This window comes from Achromobacter animicus (assembly GCF_902859585.1).
In the GTDB taxonomy this organism is placed as follows: domain Bacteria; phylum Pseudomonadota; class Gammaproteobacteria; order Burkholderiales; family Burkholderiaceae_B; genus Achromobacter; species Achromobacter animicus.
Genome location: NZ_CADIJM010000002.1, coordinates 690,506 through 709,552 on the forward strand (window position 1 = coordinate 690,506; position 19,047 = coordinate 709,552).

The following is a 19,047-nucleotide window of genomic DNA, read 5'->3' on the forward strand; positions in this document are numbered from 1 at the left end:
TTTTCAAGCGCCCGCTCGGGCGCGCTTGTATTCGAAAGCGGTGTGAGCCACGAGGCCCGCCGCGAGGCCCCAGAAGGCCGACCCAATTCCCCAGAAACTGAATCCCGACGCGGTCGAAAGCAACGTGATGAGCGCGGCTTCCCGCCGTTGCGGATTGGCCATGGCGGCGGCCATGCCGCCCATGATGGTGCCCAGCAGCGCCAGTCCGGCCAGCGCCGCAAGCAGCGCGGCGGGCAGTGCCTGGAAGAAGACCGCAACCGCGCCCGCGACGATGCTGAGCGCGACGTAGCTGACGCCGTAGGTGGCGGCGGCGATGTAGCGCTTGCCCGGGTCGGGATGCGCTTCGGGCCCGGTGCAGATGGCCGCGCTGATCGCGCCCATGGTGACGCTGTGCGCGCCGAAGGGGGCGGCCACCAGGCCCAGCAGGCCGGTGGCGGCGACCAGGCGCGATGCGGGCGGACGGTAGCCTGCGGCCTGCAGGATGGCCAGACCGGGCAGGTTCTGCGACGCCATGGCCACGACAAAGAGCGGAATGCCAAGGCTGACCGCGGCCTGCGCGCTGAATGCGGGCGTGGTCCATACGAATTCGGTCAGGCGCCAATCCAGCTGGTCGACCTGCATGAGGCCCATTCCGGCCGCCATGGCTACCGCCACGGCCATCACCACCAGCACCGCGTAACGCGGCGCCCAGCGGCGGCACAGCAGGTAGGCGGCGCACATGGCCAGCACCAGCGCGGGCTGCTTGTTGATGTTGCTGAAGATGCCCATGCCGAAATTGAGCAGCACGCCGGCCAGCATGGCGGCGGCGACCTCGCCGGGAATGCGGCGCAGGATGGGATCGATCCAGCCGAACAGCCCGCATGCCAGCGTCAGGCCGGCTGCCAGCACGAAGGCGCCGACGGCTTCATTGAAGGGGACGCCTGCCAGCGCGGTGACGAGCAGCGCCGCGCCGGGCGTGGACCATGCCATGACCACGGGCAGGCCCGTGCGCAGGCTGTAGAACGCGCCGCCCAGGCCCAGCACCAGGCTTAGCGAGCCGATCCACGAGCCGATGCGTGCGGCATCCAGGCCCGCGGCATGACCCGCCTGCACCATCAGCACGGCGGTGCCGCCAAAACTGACCAGGACGGCGACCAGCCCGGCAGCGACCGCGGACGCGGAAATGTCGCGTCGGGCGTGGTGCGGGGAGGGGGAAAGGTTGATGCTGGGCGGCGCCGCGTCGCTCATGCGGCACCGGTGAGGCGTCGGTATTTGGCCATGAGCTGCTCCTGGCCTTCATTCCATTGCGGGTGCAGCTCGATGCACTCCACGGGACAGACCACCTTGCACTGGGGCTCGTCGTGATGGCCGACGCATTCCGTGCACCGGTCGGGGTCGATGACGTAGTAGTCCTCGCCCATGGAGATCGCGTCGTTCGGGCACTGGGGCTCGCAAACGTCGCAATTGATGCATTCTTCGGTGATGGTCAGGGCCATGATGGGCAACGGAAAGGCGATTGGCCCGGCCATTGTAGCGCCGGGCGGCCTGGGCCCGGAAAGCGCGAAAAGGGCGCTTGCGCGCCCCTTCGGGGATGTTGCAGACGGGGCTTCAGCCCGGCCAGGATTGTTCGCGGCGTTCCTTGGCCTTTTCCTGCAGCCAGCGCTCGACCGACGGGAACACGAACTTGCTGACGTCGCCGCCAAGCTGGGCGATTTCGCGGACGATGGTGCCCGAGATGAACTGGTACTGGTCGGACGGCGTCATGAAGAGCGTCTCGACATCCGGCAGCAGATGGCGGTTCATGCCGGCCATCTGGAATTCGTATTCGAAGTCGGACACGGCGCGCAGCCCGCGCACGATGACGCGGCCATTCTGTTCGCGCACGAAGTCCTTGAGCAGGCCGCCAAAGCTTTGCACTTCCACGTTGGGATAGTGTCCCAGCACTTCGCGCGCGATATCCACGCGCTCGTCGATGCTGAAGAAGGGCTTCTTGTTGCGGCTAGTGGCGATCCCCACCACGACTTTGTCGAAAAGCGTGGCTGCACGGCGAACCAGGTCCTCGTGGCCCCTGGTCAGCGGGTCGAAAGTGCCGGGATAAACAGCGATGATCATGCGAGCTCCGTACCGTTATTAGTGGTGTACACCATCCTCCGAAGCCGGATTATTGATCGATTTGCGCAATGCAGCAAATTCCAGAAGATGGAAGTGCACGGCGCCGGCCTTGTCCTGCCGCAGAATCTCGAATCCTTCGGGGGCTTCGATGGCGGATTCCGCCTCGACATAGACTAGTCCATGATCGGTCAGAATGCCCGGCAGGATCGGCCACAGGCGCGGCAGCCAGCCCTGTCCAAAGGGCGGATCCAGCAGGATGAGGTCAAACCGGGACGCATCCATCCGTTCGGCGACCTGCATCGCATCGCCCACATGGATGCGTATCATGTCGGCTTTGAGCTTGTCGCGCAGTGTCCGCAGCGCGGACGCGGCGGTCCTGTCCCGCTCGACCATCTGCACATGCGCCACGCCGCGCGAGGCCGCCTCGAAGCCCAGGGCGCCGCTGCCGGCAAAAAGATCCAGCACCTGCTTGTCGGCAAACTCGCCGCCCCACAGGTGTGTAAGCCAGTTGAAAAGCGTTTCGCGGACCCGGTCGGGCGTGGGACGCAGCGTCTCCACGTCGGGCACGGCGATGGGGGTGCGCCTGTATTGGCCCCCGACGATACGAATATACTTGTTACCCATGTTTAGCCGCTTCTTCAAGAAAAAATCCCCTCCGCCCGCCACGCCGGCTCAGCCCGCGTCGCCGCCGGAGGTTGTCGACGCGCCAGTCGCGCCCGCGGAGCCGTCTTCGGCTCCGTCCAGCCCGGCGCCTGCGTCGCCTGCTCCCGAGCTTCGTCAGGAACCGGTTGCCCCGGTTGCAGCGCCAGTCACTGCGCCAGTTCCGGCGCCAGTGACCCCGCCGGTCCCGGCGGCGCCTACGCCAGCGCCGGCCGTCTCGGTAACGCCTGCGCCGGCGACGACGTCTGCACAGGCTGCGCCGATTCCGACTCCGGCCGCGCCGTCCCTCACGCGTACCGCGCCGGCTTCCGCACCGGTGGCGGCGCCTGCAACAGCCGCTGCCGCCACGCCCGCCACTGAGCCGTTCCGCGCACCGCAGCCGCCCGTCCCGGCGCCTGCACCCGTCGTCGCGCCCGTGCCGGCACCCGCGCCTGTAGTCCGGGCGCCTGCTCCTGCGGCCCCGGCACCTGCGCCGGTATCGACGCTCGCGCCTGTCGCGGCGCCTGCGCCGGTTGTCCCAGCCGTCCCGGAACCCGCACCCGCCGAGGCGCCCAAAAAGGCCTCCTGGCTGTCGCGCCTGAAGCAAGGACTGTCCCGCACGGGCCAGAGCATCGGCGGCATTTTTGTCGGCGTGAAGGTCGACGAGAACCTGTTCGAGGAACTCGAATCGGCCCTCATTATGGCCGATGCCGGCCTTGAGGCCACCGAGAAGCTTCTGACCGCGCTGCGCGCGCGCGTCAAGAAGGAACGCATCGAAGACCCGGCCAAGGTGAAGACGGCGTTGCGCCAACTGCTGGCCGATCATCTGCGTCCGCTGGAGCGCGCCTTTGATCTGAAGCGCACGCAACCGCTGGTGGTCATGATTGCCGGCGTGAACGGCGCGGGCAAGACCACGTCCATCGGCAAGCTGGCGCATACGTTCCAGCGCCAGGGCGCCAGCGTGCTGCTGGCCGCCGGCGACACGTTCCGCGCCGCCGCACGCGAGCAGTTGGTGGAATGGGGCAGCCGCAACAACGTCAGCGTGATTTCGCAGGATGGCGGCGATCCGGCCGCCGTGGCGTTCGACTCGGTTAATGCCGGTCGCGCGCGCGGCATGGGCGTGGTGATGGTGGATACGGCCGGCCGTCTGCCCACGCAGCTGCACCTGATGGAAGAACTGAAGAAGATCCGCCGCGTCATCGGCAAGGCGGACGCCAGCGCGCCGCACGAGGTGCTGCTGGTGGTGGACGGCAACACGGGTCAGAATGCGCTGGCGCAGATCCGCGCTTTCGACGCCGCGATCAACCTGACCGGCCTGGTCGTGACCAAGCTGGACGGCACCGCCAAGGGCGGCACGCTGGCCGCCGTCGCAGCCGGCAGCCAAGGCGTGCGCCCGGTGCCGGTGTACTGGATCGGCGTCGGCGAAAGCCTGGAAGACCTGCAGCCCTTCGTGGCGGACGAGTTCGCGGCGGCGTTGCTGGCCGACTGAGTCGGTTCATCCGGGACTCATCGCTGTCTTGCAAGAGGCCGTAAAGGCCCATGAAGACCTATCTGACGGGACGACGCGAAAGCGCCGTCCCGTTGTCGTTTCCGGGCAGGCGCAGCCACGAATCGCGCTGTGAACGGCGCCGTCAGCAGCTTCCGCCAACGGCACCAGGCGCAGCGCCACCAGCGCCACCCGCAGCGCCGGCGTCCGCTTTACCCGACCTGACCCATCGCCGGATCGCTGATCAGATCCTTGCCCGTCTCCATCCGACCGGCAAAGCGCCGCTGGAACGCCGCATACCCCTCGCAAGCAACCGCGAAGTCATACCACTGGCCGCTGTCGCTGACCGGCCACGCAAGCTCGCCGGTCTGTCCAGGTTCGACCGTCGCGGTCCAAGGACCGTCGCCGCGGTACGCCATCGCCTTGACGGTGAACGTGCAAGCCGTCGCGCCGTTGTTGTGCAGCTTGACCAGCACCTGCGGATCATCACACGGCACGTAGCACACCTGGATCTCCGGCTGAGCGCCGCCCGCCTGCATCAGATCGCCTGCGAACGCGCGGTGAAAACCGTTCGGTCCCAGTACCCACAGGTCGTACTTGCCCGCGTCGCCGGACACGTCCCACGCGTCGTCCAGCGACTTGCCCGCTTCAACCACATAACGGCGCGGGATGCGGTCCAGATGCAGCTTGTCGTACACATGGAAGACAGCGGCGGTCTTGGCCGAGCTGGCGTTGGCGAACAGCAGCCGGACCCGGTTCTCACGCACGTCCTCGCGGGCGCTGGCGTGAAGTTCATACGGCAACGCACGCGAGGGCCGTGTGCCTTGCGCCTGCGGGGCCAGCGTCTGTTGCGCCGGGATGGCGATGGCCGGTTGTGCCTCCTGCCAAGTGGTCAGGCCGTCGGCGTCCGTCTTGGTGCTGCGGCCGGACAGCGTGGGCAGCGGCGCGCCGTTGGGCGACACGAAGTTCAGCGTGGACGTGAGGTCGCCGCACACGGCGCGGCGAAATGCGCTGATGTTGGGTTCCATGACGCCGAAGCGCTGTTCGAGAAAGCGCAACGCCGAGGTGTGGTCGAACACCTGCGAATTGACCCAGCCGCCACGGCTCCACGGCGAGATCACCCACATCGGCACGCGCATGCCGGGACCGTAGGGTTTGCCATCGGCGGTCAACTGCTTGGGCGTGGCGGGCGTGTAGGTGTTGTACTCGAAGGCCATCTCGGCGTCCGTCAGCGTGGACTTGCCGGCCAGCGTGCCGTCGTCGTTGCGGGACGGCGCGCTGGGTGTGGGCATGTGGTCGAAGAAGCCGTCGTTCTCGTCGTACGTGACCAGGAACACGGTCTTGCTCCAGACCTCGGGCGACTGCGTCAGCGCGTCCAGCGCGGCCTGGATGTACCACGCGCCCTTTACGGGGCTCGAGGGGCCGGGATGCTCGCTATACGCCGCGGGCGGGATGATCCATGACACCTCGGGCAGCGTGCCGTTCATCACGTCGTCGCGCAGGCTTTGCAGCAGGCCGCCGTCCGGCATGGTGTTGCCAAAGCCCTTGGCAAATGGGCTGAACTGGTCGTCGATGGCCGGGTTGTACGCGGGACCGCCCTGGTTCGTGACCTGGCGGTCCGCCGGCATCTTTTCGATCTCGGCGCGCCAGTGGCGAAAGCTCATCATCTCGTTGCAGCCGAAGTTGTCGGGGATGTTCTGGTAGACCTTCCAGCTCACGCCGGCCTGCTGCAGACGGTCGGCGTACGTCGTCCAGGTCCAGCCCTCGGTCGAAGGCCCCACGTCGGCGCCGTCGTTCATTTCGTTCATCACGACCGACACGTTGTCGCCGCTGGGGCCGTTGGTGCCCGTCCAGAAGAAGAGGCGGTTGGGGATCGTGCCCGCGTGCATCGCACAGTGGTAGCTGTCGCACAGCGTGAAGGCGTCGGCCAGCGCGCGGTGGAACGGCACTTCGGCGGTCTCGTAGTAGCCCATCGACAACGGCTGCTTGGCGCTAGGCCAGCGGTTCATGCGGCCGTGGTCCCAGGCGGCCTGACAGTTGGGCCACGAGTGCGGCGTGCTGCCCGCGCGCTGCGCGTTGCCCAGCCGCGCGTCCAGGTGATAAGGCAGTTCCAGCGTGCCGTCGCTGCGCGTTTGATGGAATACCGACTTGCCGTTGGCGAGCGGAATGGGGAAGCGGTCGCCGAAGCCGCGCACGCCCGGGAAGGTGCCGAAGTAGCCGTCGAATGAGCGGTTTTCCAGCATCAGCATCACGACGTGCTTGACGTCCTGGATGGTGCCGGTGGGGCTGTCGGCCTCGATCGCGAGGGCGCGGCGGATGCTGGGCGGAAACATCGACAAGGCGCTCATCGCGGCGGTGGCGCCGAGCGTGGTCGTGAAGAACTTTCTCTTGGAGGCGTCGATCGTCATTGGCTGTTCTGTCTGGAGTTTGCAGGAAACGGCAGCACTGCCGGCATCATGGCGCACAATGCGCCGCGCAGGTAGCCGGGGCGGGCGTCGTGGGCGTGGTGGGCGTCGTGGTAGGGGGCGGCGGCGCCGTTTCGTCCGTGTCGTCGTCGCCGCCGCAGGCGACAAGCGTGAACACCAGCGAAAGCGCGCAGCAGGCCGCGAGGCCGCGTCTGGCAATGACCAGCAAGGGGGAAGTGGTTTGCATGAGTCCGTGTGCGTGGATGGGCGGACGGCCCGCGCTGGCCGTTGCGCCGTCACACAGGACGAGTGTCGGGCGGAAGCTGCGGGCCACGAATGCGCCCGGCGGTGTGTCCGGACGACAGCCAATGAGTATTGGCACGCCGGATGTCGACGAATTGACAGGGGCCTGACGCGAAGCTGTCAGGCGGCCCTTTTTTGAAACGCCATGCTAGATGCGTGTCCAGGTGAAATCGAATTCAACGCGGGACTTTCGCATGGGTTAAACGCGCGCGATGCGCGTCACTTCCAGAACGGTTTGCTGCGTGCGAGGTCGTCAAAGGCCTGCTGCGCTTCGACGACCAGTTCGTCCAGGCGCGCGCTGATCCAGCCCAGCGCGAACCAGGCTTGCGGATGCGTCGCCGTACACGACTGGTAGTAGTCCTTTGCCATCGCCAGGTCGTTGATTTCACCCAGCACGTCCTGCACGCGGGACAGCAGCTTGCGATAGCCGCGCAGCTTGCTGGCGGGCAGCAGCGATTCAGCGAACGACAGGCCATAGCGCAGGCGCTTGCCGCGCTTGCGCAGATCGTGGCGGGCGGGGATGTCCAGTGCCGCGAAATGCGTGCCCTGGTCGGCCACCTTGTCGTGCCAGCGGTGCAGGCGGCGGGCGAGCAGCTTGTGCAGGTGCTGCGGCTCGGGTTCCGGCGTCAGCATCGGGATGATGGTGGGCTTGACGATGGGACCGGCCACACCGCCTTCCAGCCGGATGGCGGGCTCCGGCGCGGCGTCGCTGGGGGTGCCGTTGGCGATGGTCTGGCTGTCCGTGTCAGGTTGCACGGGCGGCACGTCGAGCGACCATTCCAGCAGCGTGAGCAACCATGCCTGGAAGGCCTGGCCGCCCGCGATGGTTTGCGCGTCTTCGTCGGGCGGCGCGGCTTCCATGGGGATCACGGGCATGCCGGCGCGCAGCAGCGCGGGGGCGACGGTCTCGTTCAGCACGTCCTGATCGCGGTTGGCGCCGAACGCCGCGAAGTGCGTGCGCACCCCCTGCAGCAGCGCGTCGGGCACCGGGGCGGTCCAGCCGTCGAAGAGCTTCCAGGCCGACCGCAGCCGGCGCACGCCGACGCGCAGTTGATGCACGTGTTCGGAGTTGCCGGCGCGGTAGACGCCTTCGGTGTCGACCTCGGCCAGCACCGCCGCATTGCGGCAGACCTGGTCCAGGCATTCGGCCGCGATCGCGCCCATGGCCTGCGGCGGCGTCATGTCGTCGCGCAGCTTCACGGACGACGCGCCGCGCGGGGACCAGAACTGGGCGATGGCCTGCGCGCGGCGCGCTTCGTGGTCGTCGCCGGCAGCGGCGTCGACCTCGGCCAGGCGATTCGCCAATTGGGCCAGCGCGTCGCCGCGTTCGGACTTGCTGCGGGGATCCAGGATCAGCGCATGACGCTGTTGCCAGCCGCGCGCCGCCGCGAAGATGGCGGCGGGACGGCCCGACACCAGTTCGAATTCCAGTTCTGAGATCGGCAGTTCCAGCGCGCCAGCGCGCAGGATGCCGGTGTCGTAGGCCAGCTCGACCGTGCCGAAGCGCGTGCGGATCTTGCGCAAGAGGCGCTGCACGTCGGTTTCATAGCGCAGGCCCAGTTCGCCCTTGATGGCAGACAGCGGGCCCTCGACGTCGGTGCCGGCATAGACGGACAGGTCGAGCACGGGACCGGGCCGGGGGTGGTTCATCTCGATGCGCGAGATCGCATCGGCGCCGGGCATCTTCAGCGTCTGCACCCAATCGGAGCCTTCCTGCCGCAGCCGGACGGCGATGCGCGCCCGCGCAAGCTCGCGTTCCGGCGTGTCGAAATACATGGCATGCAAGCGAATGCGCGTGGCCTCGCGTTGCTTGACTTCACGCAGCACGGCCTGGCGTGAAGCCGTGGGCACGTGCAGTTTCAATTCCTGTTCCGACATGGCAGCGGGTGTCCAACGGCAAAAGCCAAGATGTTAATCAAGGCGGGGGTGCGTTTTGATGACCGTTCATATTTTGTTCACATTGAGCATAGACGTGATCGCGGCGCAAAAACAAGGCGGCCCGTCGATGGCGACGAGGCGCTTTTGCGTTGCTTGCGAACGGAAAGGAAAGAAAACGCCGCCCCATGTGGGGCGGCGAAGGGAGCGCGAGTCAGGGGAAACCGACAGGCGTAAAGCGGAGCGGCAGCGCTACAGGATGCGTTTGCGCGCCTGGGTGATGATGACTTCGGCCAGCACGACGACTACGAAGATCGCGGCCAGCACCAGCGCGACGCGGTCCCACTGGAACAGGTTCAGCGCGGTATCCAGCGCCATGCCGATGCCGCCGGCGCCGACCAGTCCCAGCACCGCGGATTCGCGCACGTTGATGTCCCAGCGCAGCAGCACGATGGACCAGAACGCCGGGCGGATCTGCGGCCAGTAGGCGTACCAGATCACCGAGGCCTTGCTTGCGCCGGTGGCCGTGACGGCTTCGATGGGGCCGCGCTGGGCTTCCTCGATGGCTTCGCCGACCAGCTTGCCGACAAAGCCGATCGAGCGGAAGGCGATGGCCAGCGTGCCGGCCAGGGCGCCCGGTCCGAAGATGGCGATGAACAGCAGCGCCCACACCAGCGAATTTACCGACCGGCTCGACACCAGGATCAGGCGGGCCAGCATGTTGATGGTCTTGCTGGGCGTGAGGTTGTTGGCCGCCAGCAGACCCACCGGCACGGCCATGAACACCGAAAGAATGGTGCCCAAGGTGGCGATGTGCAGCGTTTCGATCAGGGCCGCGTGTACGCCATCCGGGTAGTAGGCCCAATCGATCGGCCACATCCGGCGGAAGAGGTCGGCCATCTGTTCCGGTGCGTCGTACAGGAACTCGGGGATGACCTCCACGCCGCGTATTGCTTGCACGACCGCCGCCACCAGCAGCAGGTACAGCGCAAAGCGCAGCAGGCGCTGGCCCATGCTGTAGCGTTGCCAGACGCGGGGCTGGCCCGCGGGGTTCAAGGGAGAGACGTGGGCGTTCATTCTTCCACCTCCGCCTTGCGCGCGGCCGTCGGCTTGCTGCTGCCCAGACCGCGGGCGCCAGCGAAGCGGCTTTGCAGGATTCGGTCAAAGCCCAGGTTGTCTAGGAACACCGCCCGCACGAAGCCGGCCAAGATTTCACCCAGCATGATGATCGCGATCAGGGTCAGCAGGATGGCGCTGACGAAGTCGTAATCGAAGCGCTGGAAGGCCGAGAACAACGTGCCGCCCACGCCGCCCGCGCCCACGATCCCCACCATGGTGGAGTTGCGCAGGTTGGAGTCGAACTGATAGGTGGCAAAGCCGATGAAACGCGCGAACACCTGCGGCAGCACGCCGAACACGATGACGTTGGAGAACGACGCGCCGGTCGCGCGCACCGCTTCGACCTGCTTGAGCGAGATTTCCTCGATGGCTTCGGTGAAAAGCTTGCCGATGAAGCCGATGGAGGCGACGGTCAGCGCCAGGATGCCGGCCAGCGCGCCAAAGCCCACGGCCTTGACGAACAGGATGGCGACGATGACCGGGTGCAGCGCGCGGCACAGCGCGACGATCGAACGCGCGGGCCACGAAATCCAGGCGGGCATCAGGTTGCGCGCGCCCAGGAGGCCCACGGGCAGGGCAAGGAAGATGCCCAGCATCGACGCTAGGACCGCGATTTCAAGACTTTCGGCGATGCCCTTCCACAAGGTGGCGGGCTTTTCGAAATTGGGCGGGAACATGCGCGCCAGGAACGTCGACGCATGGCCCATGCCGGCTTCGAAGCGCGACCAGCTGAAGTCCAGCTGTGCGGCGGCATAGACGGTGTAGAGCACCAGCAGCAGCACGCCTGCCTTGGCGCGTCCCGACATGGCGAAGGGGCGGATGCCGCCCCGGGGTTGCGTCATTCCAGCCAAGACTCGCCTCCGTAGATGGTCTTGAGCATGGTCGCGTCCAGGCCCTGGCCGTCGCCGTCGTAGACCACGTGGCCGCCCGACATGCCCACGATGCGCGTGGCATAGCGGCGCGCCAGTTCGACGTCGTGGATGTTGACGATGACCGGAATGCCCGAGGCGCTGCCCTGCGCGGACAGCAGTTCCATGATTTCGACGGAGGTCTTGGGATCAAGCGACGACGTCGGTTCGTCGGCCAGCAGCACCTGCGGGCGCTGCATCAGCGCGCGGGCAATGCCCACGCGCTGGCGCTGGCCGCCCGACAGCGCATCGGCGCGCTGGTCGGCAAACCCGGCCAGGCCCACGGTGTCGAGCAGCTTGTAGGCGTGCTCGATGTCCTCGGGCTCGAAGCGGCGCATCCAGGCCTTCATGGCCGAGGTGTACCCCAGCCGGCCGGTCAGCAGGTTTTCCATCACGGTCAGGCGTTCGACCAGGTTGTATTCCTGGAACACCATGCCGATGCGGCGGCGCGCGCGGCGCAGCGACGCGCCGCGCACTTGCGCCAGGTCCACGGTGCCGTCCTGGGACTGCAGGATGATCTCGCCCTTGGTGGGTTCGATCAGCCGGTTGATGCAGCGCAGGAGCGTGCTTTTGCCGGTGCCCGAAGGACCGATGATGGCGGTGAGCCCCTGACCGGCGATCTGCAGGTCAATGCCGTTCAGTACCGGCCGGCCGGCCCGGTATTCCTTGACCAGGCCGGAAATGCGTAGCGACGTCGTCATGCTGGATTACTTCTTGCTCTTTGCGGATTCGCGGTCGTAGGCCGCGCGGTTGAAGCTTTCGCCACCGGATTCAGCGACCTGGCGGACGATGGCCCAGTCCTTCTCGTACGTCACCGGGTAAAAGCGGTCGGCGTTGTCGAAGGCCTTGGACATTTCCGGCGGGAAGCGGTAGTCGTAGAAGCACTTGAGCATCTGGTCGCGGAACTTCGGTTCCAGGTCATGCGCGTAGGCGAACGACGAGGTCGGGAATTTTTCGCTGGTGTAGATGATGCGAAAATCGGCTTCCTTGACCTGGCCGCGTTCGACCATGCGCTTGAAGACGTCCGATGCCACGGCGGCGGCGTCGTAGTCGCCGGAGTTCACGCCCATGACGGACTGGTCGTGCTTGCCGGAGAAGATGACCTTGTAGTCCTTGTCGGGCGTCAGGCCTTCCTTCGGGAACAGGGCGACGGGCGCCATGTGGCCGGAGTTCGACGAGGGCGCGGTGTGCGCGAGCTTCTTGCCCTTCAGGTCGGTCAGCTTCTGGTAGGGGCTGTCCTTCTTGACGATGACGATCAGGTTGTAGCCCTGGAAGCCGTCGGCATAGCCCTTCACGGCAAACGGCACGGCGCCGGCGATGTTCACGGCAAAGGCGGTGGGACCGGTCGAGAAGCCGCCGACGTGCAGGCGGCCCGAGCGCATGGCTTCGATTTCAGCCGCGTTGCTCTGCACCTGATAGAACACGACGCGCTTGCCCGTGCATTCGGACAGGTGCTTGGTGAAGGGCTTGAAGATGTCTTCGTACACGGCCGGATCTTCGACCGGCGTGTAGGTGAACACCAGCGTGGAAGGCGTCTTGAGCTTGGACGCGTCGGTGGGCGTGTCGGCCACCAGGTCCTTGTTCGAGTCGCAATACATCTGGTCGAGATCGCCGCGGTTCGAGCAGGTGTCGGCGGCCTGGGCGGCGGAAGCTCCAAAAGCGAATGCGGCCAGCGCGGCCGCCTGCATAAGACGCAAGGCTTGCATCGTGTGTCTCCTCGTGTAGGTATGAATTGAATCTTTGCTGAATTCAAACACACAACGGGGGACGGCACACTCGGGAAAGTCCCTGCCTTTCTTTTCGTCTTTTGTTCGTTTTGTTCGCTTTGTGTTCGTTATTGCGCGAAAACGCGCTCAGCCGCGAAAGCCCAGCTTGCGGGAGATTTCCTGGGCGCACGCGATGAGCGGACGCGCGATCGCGCCGTCCCACGACACGTCGAACAGACCGGTGGGGCCCAGGCTGGTCAGCGCCAGCACGATGCTGCCCGTGTTGTCGAACACCGGCACCGACAGCGCGTCCACGCCCGGCAGCGGATTGCCCAGCGCGCGGGCCATGCCGTGCACGCGGATGTCGGCCAGTTGCGCCTCGATGTTGGCGCGGGAGGCCTTGCGGGGCGGCGGCACGCTGGCGATGACGGCGGTGTCGCCTTCTTCGCGCGCGATGTAGTGCTCGCTGACCTTGGGCGGCAGCCACGCCGCAAACACCAGGCCGGTGGCGGTGTGCAGCATGGACATCACGGTGCCCTTGCGCATGTTCACGTGGACCGGATAGCTGGCTTCGGTCATGTGGATCATGGTGGGGCCGTGCGAGCCCAGCACCGCGATGCCCAGCGTGTGGCCGATGTCGGACTGCAGCTTGGCGATTTCCGGCATGGCGACGCGCACCGGGTCCAGGCGCTGCAGGCTGACCAGCCCCATCTGCAGGGCGAACGGGCCCAGCTCGTACTGGCCGGTGACGGCGTCCTGCTGCACCAGTCCGACGCGGATGAAGCTCACGAGGTACGGGTGCGCCTTGGCGGACGTCATGCCCGCGCCGGCCGCCAGGTCGCGTAGCGTCAGGGGCTTGCCCGCGTCGACCAGCGCGGCCAGCAGCGGCACGCCGACCTCGATGGACTGGATGCTGCGGCGGCCGTCGTTGGCGGCGGGCGCCGCGGTTTTGGAAGTTGCCACGGTGTGCTGACCTTAAGCCGTTAGGCCGGCTGGACTTGGGAGGACTGACGGGCGGCAAGCAGCCGGTCGGCCATTTCGACGAAGCCGCCGCCGCCATGAAAGGCGGCGACAAAGGCGGGGCGGTGCGTCAGGCGGTGCAACTGGGCCTGGATGTTGGCCACGCCGACCGAGATCGGGAAGTAGGCGAACATCGGCTCGTCGTTGGGCGAATCGCCAATGAACAGCGTGCTGTCCAGGGCGCCGGCCACGTCCATGCCGAACTCGCGCTGGAACATCGTGCGCGTCATGGTGAGCTTGTCGTAGTCGCCAAACCAGCCGTTGACGTGGATGGAGCTGACCTTGGCCTGCGCGCCGGCGTCCTGGAAGATCTGGACGATGCGGCTGATGGCGGCGTCGGGCAGGGCGGGGACGTCTTCGCAGAAATCGATGGCCAGGTCGGCTACGCGATAGTCCTGGTCGCTGGCGACGGCGCTGCCGGGCACCTCGGCCAGGACGCGGTCGCGGATGGCGTCCAGCCGCTTGCGGCTTTCCTGGCGCGAGGCGGCGTCGGTCCAGTAATGCGTTGTCATGCGGCGGGCCTGGCGGTCGTAGGCGTAGTAGAACGCGCCGTTCTCGCCGACCACGGCGCGCACGGGCCACATGCGCGCGATGTGGTCACACCAGCCGGCGGGGCGGCCGGTGATGGGCACGACCTGGATGCCGGCCTGTTCCAGGCGTTCAAGCGCGGCGTACGCGTCGGCCGGCAGGCGGCCTTCGGTGGTCAGCGTGTCGTCGATGTCGGTCAGGACGACGCGGACAGCTGCCGCGACGTTCAAAGGCATGGCCGCGAGGGCTTGCATGAGGTTTTTCCTTCGTTTTTCTGGGGGGATCTCCGGGCGAAAGTTTAACCGGACGGCCCCATTCGGACGGGCCGTCCAGACACTAATAGGGGTTCGGCCCAGAGGGGCGGTAAAATCCGGGCTTTCCCGCCTGGTTTACGCGTCACGCCATGTCCGTCCAGTTGTCCTCCCTGCCCGGCTCCGAGCCGGAATCCTTCGGCATCGCTTCGGTTGCCGAGATCATCGCCGAGCTGCGCGCCGGCCGCATCGTCATTCTGGTTGATGAAGAAGACCGCGAAAACGAGGGCGACCTCGTCATGGCCGCCGAATTCGTCACGCCCGAAGCCATCAATTTCATGGTTACCCACGGCCGCGGCCTCGTGTGCCTGACGCTGACCGAAGAACGCTGCCGCCAGCTTGAGCTGCCGATGATGGCCGCCCGCAACGGCACCCGTTACGGCACCAATTTCACGCAGTCCATCGAAGCCGCCGAAGGCGTCGAGACCGGCATTTCGGCCGCCGACCGCGCCCGCACCATCCAGGTGGCCGTGGCGCGCGACGCCAAGCCGGCCGATCTGGTCCAGCCCGGCCACATCTTCCCGGTGCGCGCCGTGCCCGGCGGCGTGCTGGTACGCGCCGGCCACACCGAGGCCGGCTGCGACCTGACCGCCATGGCGGGCCTGACGCCCGCCGCCGTCATCTGCGAAATCCTCAAACCCGATGGCACGATGGCCCGCCTGCCGGACTTGGTGGAATTCGCCCGCCAGCACGACCTGAAGATCGGCACCATCGCCGACCTGATCCAGTACCGCAGCGAGCACGAGTCCATCGTCAAGCGCGTGGGCAAGCGCACCATGCAGACGGCCTGGGGCACGTTCGAGGCCGTGGCCTACGAAGACGCCGCCACCGGCTCCGCCCATTTGGCGTTGGTGCATGGTAATGTGACTCCCGACGCCGAGACGCTGGTGCGCGTGCACGAGCCCGCGTCCGTGCTGGATGTGCTGGATACCGGCGCCAGTCCGCATAGCTGGGGCGTGGCCCAGGCGCTCGAGGCCATCGCCGCCGCCCCGGCCGGCGTGCTGGTGCTGATGAACTGCCAGTCTTCCACGGAACATCTGTTTGGCCAGATTGCAGGTTGGAACGACCCGAAGGCGCAGGCCAATCCTGCGAACGCCGACCGCTTCGGTCTGCGCACCTACGGGATCGGCGCCCAGATTCTGCGCGACCTGAACGTGGGGCAAATGAGGCTCCTGGCCCGGCCGCGCAAGATGCCCAGCATGGCGGGCTTCTCGCTCACCATTACGGGTTACGATTGCGACCCGCAGAACACTCCCGCAACACACTGAAGGCCGACACATGAACCCTTACATCCTTACCCCCGACCTGAACGGCGAAGGGCTGCACATCGGCATCGTACGCGCCCGCTTCAATGAAGAAATCGGCCAGGCCGAACTCGAAGCGTGCCTGAAGGAACTGGCCGAATTGGGCGTGGACGAGCGCGACGTCATGGTCGCCACCGTGCCCGGCGCCCTGGAACTGGGCGTGGCCCTGTCCCACATGGCCGAAACGTTCGAGTTCGACGCCCTGATCGCGCTGGGCGCGGTCATCCGCGGCGAAACCTATCACTTTGAAGTGGTCAGCAATGAAATGGCCACGGCAATCACCCGTATCTCCCTCGAAACCGGCGTCCCCGTCGCGAACGGCGTGCTGACCGTCGACACCGACGAGCAGGCGCAGGCCCGCGCCGCCGGCAAGGGCCGCGACTGCGCCCAGGTGGCCGTCGAAATGGCCAATCTGGTGGCAGCGCTGGAACCCGAGGAAGAAGACGAAGACGAAGACGACGAGGACGAAGATTTTGACGACGAAGAAGACGACGACCAGCGCTGATAGCGCGGCGCAGGCCCGCGCCAACGCGCGCAGCGCGCGCCGCCGTGCGCGCGAATTCGCGCTGCAGGGCGTGTACGCGTGGCTGCTGCGCGGCGGCGAAGGCACGCAGGACGCCGGCGAGATCGACGCCCATCTGCGCGACACCGAGGACTTCTCCGAGGCCGACGCGCAATGGTTCAAGACCTTGCTGCACGGCGTGCTGCGCGAGGCGCCCACCCTGCGCGAACGCTTCACGCCCTACGTCGACCGCCCGCTGGCCGAGTTGTCGCCCGTTGAGCACGGCATCCTGCTGATCGGCAGCTTCGAACTGATTCATCACGTCGAAGTCCCGTACAAGGTCGCCATCAACGAGGCCGTGGAACTGGCCAAGTCGTTTGGCGGTACTGACGGCTTCAAGTTCGTCAACGGCGTGCTCGACAAGCTGGCCGCCGACGTTCGCGCGCACGAAGTCCAGGCCGCGGCGCAACAACGCCGATAGGGGGCGGAGTCCCCCCCGCAGCGCTTCGCGCTTCCCCCCAGGGGGCGCCGCTGCGGACCGGCAGAGCCCGGATCCGCGCGGCCCCGCTGTGGGGCACCCGTTAGAAGTCGACGGCGATTCTTGAACGCCGCTTAGGAGGCGCGGTGGCGTCTGAATTTGATCTGATTGCGCGCTACTTCACGCGTGCCGCGCCGAACGGCCTCCTGGGCGTTGGCGACGATTGCGCGCTGTTTCCTGTTCCGCCCGGTGAACAGGTGGCCACCAGCACGGATCTGCTGCTGGAAGGCCGGCATTTTTTTCCCGATGTTGATCCCAAAGCGCTGGGCCACAAGGCTCTGGCGGTGAATCTGTCTGATCTCGCCGCCATGGGCGCGCGGCCGATTGGCTGCGTGCTGGGGCTGGCGTTGCCCCACCTCCATGAACCTTGGTTGGCCGCCTTTGCTGAAGGCTTCCATGCGCTGGCGGCAGCCCACGGCTGTCCGCTTATTGGTGGCGACACCACGCGCAGCGCGCACGATCTTGCGATCAGTGTGACGGTGTTTGGCGCGGTGCCGGCCGGGCAGGCGCTGCGCCGCGATGGGGCGCAGGCGGGCGACGATATCTGGGTGTCTGGCGAACTGGGCGCGGCCGACGTGGCCTATCGGCTGCTGGACGGGCAATATCCTTCTGACGCCGCGCTGCTGGCCGCCACGCGGGGCGCGCTGGAGTGGCCCGAGCCGCAAGTGGCGCTGGGCCTTGCGCTGCGCGGCATCGCGAATGCAGCCATCGACCTGTCCGACGGCCTGTTGCAAGACTTGGGCCACATTTTGGCTGCCAGCCGCGCCGGCGCCTGCCTGCGGTTTGCAGACTTGCCCATGGCGCCTGCGCTGTCGGGCCTGGATGCCGCGCCGCTGCAACGCGCCCTGCTGGGCGGTGGCGACGTCTACCAACTGTGTTTCACCGCGCCAGCGTCTCGGCGCGAAGCGTTGCTGGCGGCCGCCGCGTCTGCCGGCTCCCGGGTGACCCGCGTGGGCGAGATTTTGCCGCAGCCCGGCATGACCGTCGTAGATGCGCACGGCCAGCCGCTGGCGGACCTGCCCGCCGGCTTCGATCACTTTCCCGCGGACTGATCCGCGGCCTCCTGTCGTTCTGACCCAACTCCCATGTCTTCCACTGATAAGCACTCCACCTCCATGCGCGATCGCAGCCGGGCCGCGTACCCGGCCGTGTCCTGGGTCTGCCGTGATCCCGGCCGGCTGATCGCGTTCGGCTTTGGCAGCGGACTGATCCGACCTGCCTCCGGTACGTGGGGCACGCTGCTTGCTTGGGGCATCTGGGTGGCGGCGGCGCCTGCGGCGTCGGACCTGGCCATCGGCGTGTTCCTGGCCCTGGCATTTCTGTACGGATGCTGGGCCTGCCATCGAGTCGGCCGAGAACTCCAGCAGCCGGATCATGTCGGAATGGTCTGGGATGAGATGGTGGCGTTCTGGCTGGTGCTGTGGCTGACGCCGGCCGGTTGGTTGTCGCAGGCGCTGGCGTTCGTGCTGTTCCGCACGTTCGACATCGTCAAGCCGCCACCCATCAAGTTCTTCGACGCCCATATCAAGGGCGGCTTCGGAGTCATGTGGGACGATATCGTGGCTGCCGGCTACGCCTTGCTGGTGATGGCGCTGGTAGCCCGCACAGGAGTCTTGGGATGAACGATCAGCTTGAAGGCGCGCGGACCAATCTGTCGGCCGCGCAGTTGTCGGAAGCGACGATACTCGGCCTGTCCGAACGGTTGGGCGACGTGCTGCGGCAGCACGGGTGGATGCTGGGCACCGCCGAATCCTGCACCGGCGGCCTGTTGGCCGGCGCTATTACCGCGGTGGCCGGTTCCAGCGAATGGTTCGAGCGCGGCTTCGTCACTTACAGCAACGACGCCAAGGTTACCGAACTGGAGGTGTCGCCTGAAACGCTGCATCACTTTGGCGCGGTCAGCGAACCCATCGCGCTGGAAATGGCCAACGGCGTGCTGCTGGCCGTGCCCAATGCGCACGTCGCGATGTCGACCACCGGCATCGCCGGTCCGGGCGGCGCCACGCCGGGCAAACCGGTGGGCATGGTGTGCTTCGGCTTTGCCATGCGGGTGGGCGACGGGATCAGCAGCCGCGCGGTGACGCATGTGTTCCAGGGCGACCGGGGACAGGTGCGCCAGGCGGCGGTGGAGTTCGCGCTGCGGGCGGTGCTGGAATTTGCCGGCGTGCCGATCAACCGGCGCTGAAATCCCGCGCCTGTTTTACCGGCGCAGAATCCTGGCGTTAAAAAGCCAGCGCAGAAATTCCCGGCGCTGAAATGAAAATAGCCGCTGCACCGTGCGCTTACGCACCGTGCAGCGGCTTTTGCCGCTT

Annotated in this window: 20 protein-coding genes; 7 read left to right on the forward strand and 13 right to left on the reverse strand. The window is 66.8% G+C overall.

What is annotated here, in order from left to right:
* Positions 1 to 3: 3 nt before the first annotated feature.
* The 4 genes from HV681_RS07965 to rsmD all read right to left on the reverse strand — a co-directional run bounded on the left by HV681_RS07965 (position 4) and on the right by rsmD (position 2,715).
* Positions 4 to 1,227: a benzoate/H(+) symporter BenE family transporter gene (locus HV681_RS07965; RefSeq protein ID WP_175122555.1), complete on the reverse strand. Its 1,224-nt coding sequence runs from the start codon at positions 1,225 to 1,227 to the stop codon at positions 4 to 6.
* Positions 1,224 to 1,475 (reverse strand): YfhL family 4Fe-4S dicluster ferredoxin, encoded by a 252-nt coding sequence (locus tag HV681_RS07970; protein ID WP_006391351.1) that lies wholly within the window; start codon positions 1,473 to 1,475, stop codon positions 1,224 to 1,226. The genes HV681_RS07965 and HV681_RS07970 overlap by 4 nt, the downstream gene beginning before the upstream one ends.
* A 112-nt stretch (positions 1,476 to 1,587) precedes the next feature.
* Positions 1,588 to 2,091 (reverse strand): pantetheine-phosphate adenylyltransferase, encoded by a 504-nt coding sequence (coaD, locus tag HV681_RS07975; RefSeq protein ID WP_056325406.1) that lies wholly within the window; start codon positions 2,089 to 2,091, stop codon positions 1,588 to 1,590.
* Positions 2,092 to 2,109: 18 nt separating this feature from the next.
* Positions 2,110 to 2,715: a 16S rRNA (guanine(966)-N(2))-methyltransferase RsmD gene (gene rsmD / locus HV681_RS07980; RefSeq protein WP_175122810.1), complete on the reverse strand. Its 606-nt coding sequence runs from the start codon at positions 2,713 to 2,715 to the stop codon at positions 2,110 to 2,112.
* A gap of 451 nt (positions 2,716 to 3,166) precedes the next feature.
* Here rsmD and ftsY point away from each other — a divergent pair, with 451 nt between their 5' ends.
* Complete coding sequence (ftsY, locus tag HV681_RS07985; RefSeq protein WP_175122809.1) at positions 3,167 to 4,219, forward strand: signal recognition particle-docking protein FtsY; 1,053 nt, start codon at positions 3,167 to 3,169, stop codon at positions 4,217 to 4,219.
* A gap of 209 nt (positions 4,220 to 4,428) precedes the next feature.
* Here ftsY and HV681_RS07990 read toward each other — a convergent pair whose 3' ends face one another.
* The 9 genes from HV681_RS07990 to HV681_RS08030 all read right to left on the reverse strand — a co-directional run bounded on the left by HV681_RS07990 (position 4,429) and on the right by HV681_RS08030 (position 14,334).
* The gene (locus HV681_RS07990) at positions 4,429 to 6,624 is read right to left on the reverse strand and encodes a phosphocholine-specific phospholipase C (RefSeq protein WP_175122556.1); all 2,196 of its coding nucleotides are present in this window, start codon (positions 6,622 to 6,624) and stop codon (positions 4,429 to 4,431) included.
* Between the two features lie 46 nt (positions 6,625 to 6,670).
* Positions 6,671 to 6,868 (reverse strand): hypothetical protein, encoded by a 198-nt coding sequence (locus tag HV681_RS07995; protein WP_175122557.1) that lies wholly within the window; start codon positions 6,866 to 6,868, stop codon positions 6,671 to 6,673.
* A 275-nt stretch (positions 6,869 to 7,143) separates the two neighbouring features.
* Positions 7,144 to 8,802, reverse strand: a complete 1,659-nt coding sequence (locus HV681_RS08000) for a CYTH and CHAD domain-containing protein (protein ID WP_175122558.1) — start codon at positions 8,800 to 8,802, stop codon at positions 7,144 to 7,146.
* A 249-nt stretch (positions 8,803 to 9,051) separates the two neighbouring features.
* Positions 9,052 to 9,876 carry a phosphonate ABC transporter, permease protein PhnE gene (gene phnE, locus HV681_RS08005; RefSeq protein WP_175122559.1) on the reverse strand — a complete coding sequence of 275 codons (825 nt, stop codon included), beginning with the start codon at positions 9,874 to 9,876 and terminating at the stop codon, positions 9,052 to 9,054.
* On the reverse strand, positions 9,873 to 10,760 hold the full coding sequence (gene phnE, locus HV681_RS08010; RefSeq protein ID WP_175122560.1) for a phosphonate ABC transporter, permease protein PhnE: 888 nt from the start codon (positions 10,758 to 10,760) through the stop codon (positions 9,873 to 9,875). Before phnE (HV681_RS08010) ends, phnE (HV681_RS08005) begins: the two co-directional genes overlap by 4 nt.
* Positions 10,757 to 11,527: a phosphonate ABC transporter ATP-binding protein gene (phnC, locus tag HV681_RS08015; RefSeq protein WP_175122561.1), complete on the reverse strand. Its 771-nt coding sequence runs from the start codon at positions 11,525 to 11,527 to the stop codon at positions 10,757 to 10,759. Before phnC ends, phnE (HV681_RS08010) begins: the two co-directional genes overlap by 4 nt.
* A gap of 6 nt (positions 11,528 to 11,533) precedes the next feature.
* Positions 11,534 to 12,532: a phosphate/phosphite/phosphonate ABC transporter substrate-binding protein gene (phnD, locus tag HV681_RS08020; RefSeq protein WP_056558855.1), complete on the reverse strand. Its 999-nt coding sequence runs from the start codon at positions 12,530 to 12,532 to the stop codon at positions 11,534 to 11,536.
* A gap of 147 nt (positions 12,533 to 12,679) precedes the next feature.
* Positions 12,680 to 13,495: an IclR family transcriptional regulator gene (locus HV681_RS08025; RefSeq protein ID WP_105240545.1), complete on the reverse strand. Its 816-nt coding sequence runs from the start codon at positions 13,493 to 13,495 to the stop codon at positions 12,680 to 12,682.
* Positions 13,496 to 13,515: 20 nt separating this feature from the next.
* On the reverse strand, positions 13,516 to 14,334 hold the full coding sequence (locus HV681_RS08030; RefSeq protein WP_175122562.1) for an HAD-IIB family hydrolase: 819 nt from the start codon (positions 14,332 to 14,334) through the stop codon (positions 13,516 to 13,518).
* A 149-nt stretch (positions 14,335 to 14,483) separates the two neighbouring features.
* On the opposite strand from HV681_RS08030, the gene ribBA reads away from it, so the two are divergent.
* The 6 genes from ribBA to HV681_RS08060 all read left to right on the forward strand — a co-directional run bounded on the left by ribBA (position 14,484) and on the right by HV681_RS08060 (position 18,920).
* Positions 14,484 to 15,659, forward strand: coding sequence for a bifunctional 3,4-dihydroxy-2-butanone-4-phosphate synthase/GTP cyclohydrolase II (ribBA, locus tag HV681_RS08035; protein ID WP_175122563.1), 1,176 nt, complete (start codon positions 14,484 to 14,486; stop codon positions 15,657 to 15,659).
* Between the two features lie 10 nt (positions 15,660 to 15,669).
* A complete protein-coding gene (gene ribH, locus HV681_RS08040; protein WP_175122564.1) occupies positions 15,670 to 16,200 on the forward strand; it encodes a 6,7-dimethyl-8-ribityllumazine synthase in 531 nt (176 codons plus the stop codon).
* Positions 16,169 to 16,678, forward strand: coding sequence for a transcription antitermination factor NusB (gene nusB / locus HV681_RS08045; RefSeq protein WP_175122565.1), 510 nt, complete (start codon positions 16,169 to 16,171; stop codon positions 16,676 to 16,678). Before ribH ends, nusB begins: the two co-directional genes overlap by 32 nt.
* Before the next feature lie 143 nt (positions 16,679 to 16,821).
* Complete coding sequence (gene thiL, locus HV681_RS08050; RefSeq protein WP_175122566.1) at positions 16,822 to 17,787, forward strand: thiamine-phosphate kinase; 966 nt, start codon at positions 16,822 to 16,824, stop codon at positions 17,785 to 17,787.
* Positions 17,788 to 17,850: 63 nt separating this feature from the next.
* Positions 17,851 to 18,357, forward strand: coding sequence for a phosphatidylglycerophosphatase A family protein (locus HV681_RS08055; RefSeq protein ID WP_056558833.1), 507 nt, complete (start codon positions 17,851 to 17,853; stop codon positions 18,355 to 18,357).
* Positions 18,354 to 18,920: a CinA family protein gene (locus tag HV681_RS08060; RefSeq protein ID WP_175122567.1), complete on the forward strand. Its 567-nt coding sequence runs from the start codon at positions 18,354 to 18,356 to the stop codon at positions 18,918 to 18,920. Before HV681_RS08055 ends, HV681_RS08060 begins: the two co-directional genes overlap by 4 nt.
* Positions 18,921 to 19,047 lie beyond the last annotated feature (127 nt).

Bases quoted from the DNA above. Each gene is read 5' to 3' on its own strand.
- HV681_RS07965 (WP_175122555.1), bottom strand. From the start codon at position 1,227: ATGAGCGACGCGGCGCCGCCCAGCATCAACCTTTCCCCCTCCCCGCAC.
- HV681_RS07970 (WP_006391351.1), bottom strand. From the start codon at position 1,475: ATGGCCCTGACCATCACCGAAGAATGCATCAATTGCGACGTTTGCGAG.
- coaD (WP_056325406.1), bottom strand. From the start codon at position 2,091: ATGATCATCGCTGTTTATCCCGGCACTTTCGACCCGCTGACCAGGGGC.
- rsmD (WP_175122810.1), bottom strand. From the start codon at position 2,715: ATGGGTAACAAGTATATTCGTATCGTCGGGGGCCAATACAGGCGCACC.
- HV681_RS07990 (WP_175122556.1), bottom strand. From the start codon at position 6,624: ATGACGATCGACGCCTCCAAGAGAAAGTTCTTCACGACCACGCTCGGC.
- HV681_RS07995 (WP_175122557.1), bottom strand. From the start codon at position 6,868: ATGCAAACCACTTCCCCCTTGCTGGTCATTGCCAGACGCGGCCTCGCG.
- HV681_RS08000 (WP_175122558.1), bottom strand. From the start codon at position 8,802: ATGTCGGAACAGGAATTGAAACTGCACGTGCCCACGGCTTCACGCCAG.
- phnE (WP_175122559.1), bottom strand. From the start codon at position 9,876: ATGAACGCCCACGTCTCTCCCTTGAACCCCGCGGGCCAGCCCCGCGTC.
- phnE (WP_175122560.1), bottom strand. From the start codon at position 10,760: ATGACGCAACCCCGGGGCGGCATCCGCCCCTTCGCCATGTCGGGACGC.
- phnC (WP_175122561.1), bottom strand. From the start codon at position 11,527: ATGACGACGTCGCTACGCATTTCCGGCCTGGTCAAGGAATACCGGGCC.
- phnD (WP_056558855.1), bottom strand. From the start codon at position 12,532: ATGCAAGCCTTGCGTCTTATGCAGGCGGCCGCGCTGGCCGCATTCGCT.
- HV681_RS08030 (WP_175122562.1), bottom strand. From the start codon at position 14,334: ATGCAAGCCCTCGCGGCCATGCCTTTGAACGTCGCGGCAGCTGTCCGC.
- ribBA (WP_175122563.1), top strand. From the start codon at position 14,484: ATGTCCGTCCAGTTGTCCTCCCTGCCCGGCTCCGAGCCGGAATCCTTC.
- ribH (WP_175122564.1), top strand. From the start codon at position 15,670: ATGAACCCTTACATCCTTACCCCCGACCTGAACGGCGAAGGGCTGCAC.
- HV681_RS08055 (WP_056558833.1), top strand. From the start codon at position 17,851: ATGCGCGATCGCAGCCGGGCCGCGTACCCGGCCGTGTCCTGGGTCTGC.
- HV681_RS08060 (WP_175122567.1), top strand. From the start codon at position 18,354: ATGAACGATCAGCTTGAAGGCGCGCGGACCAATCTGTCGGCCGCGCAG.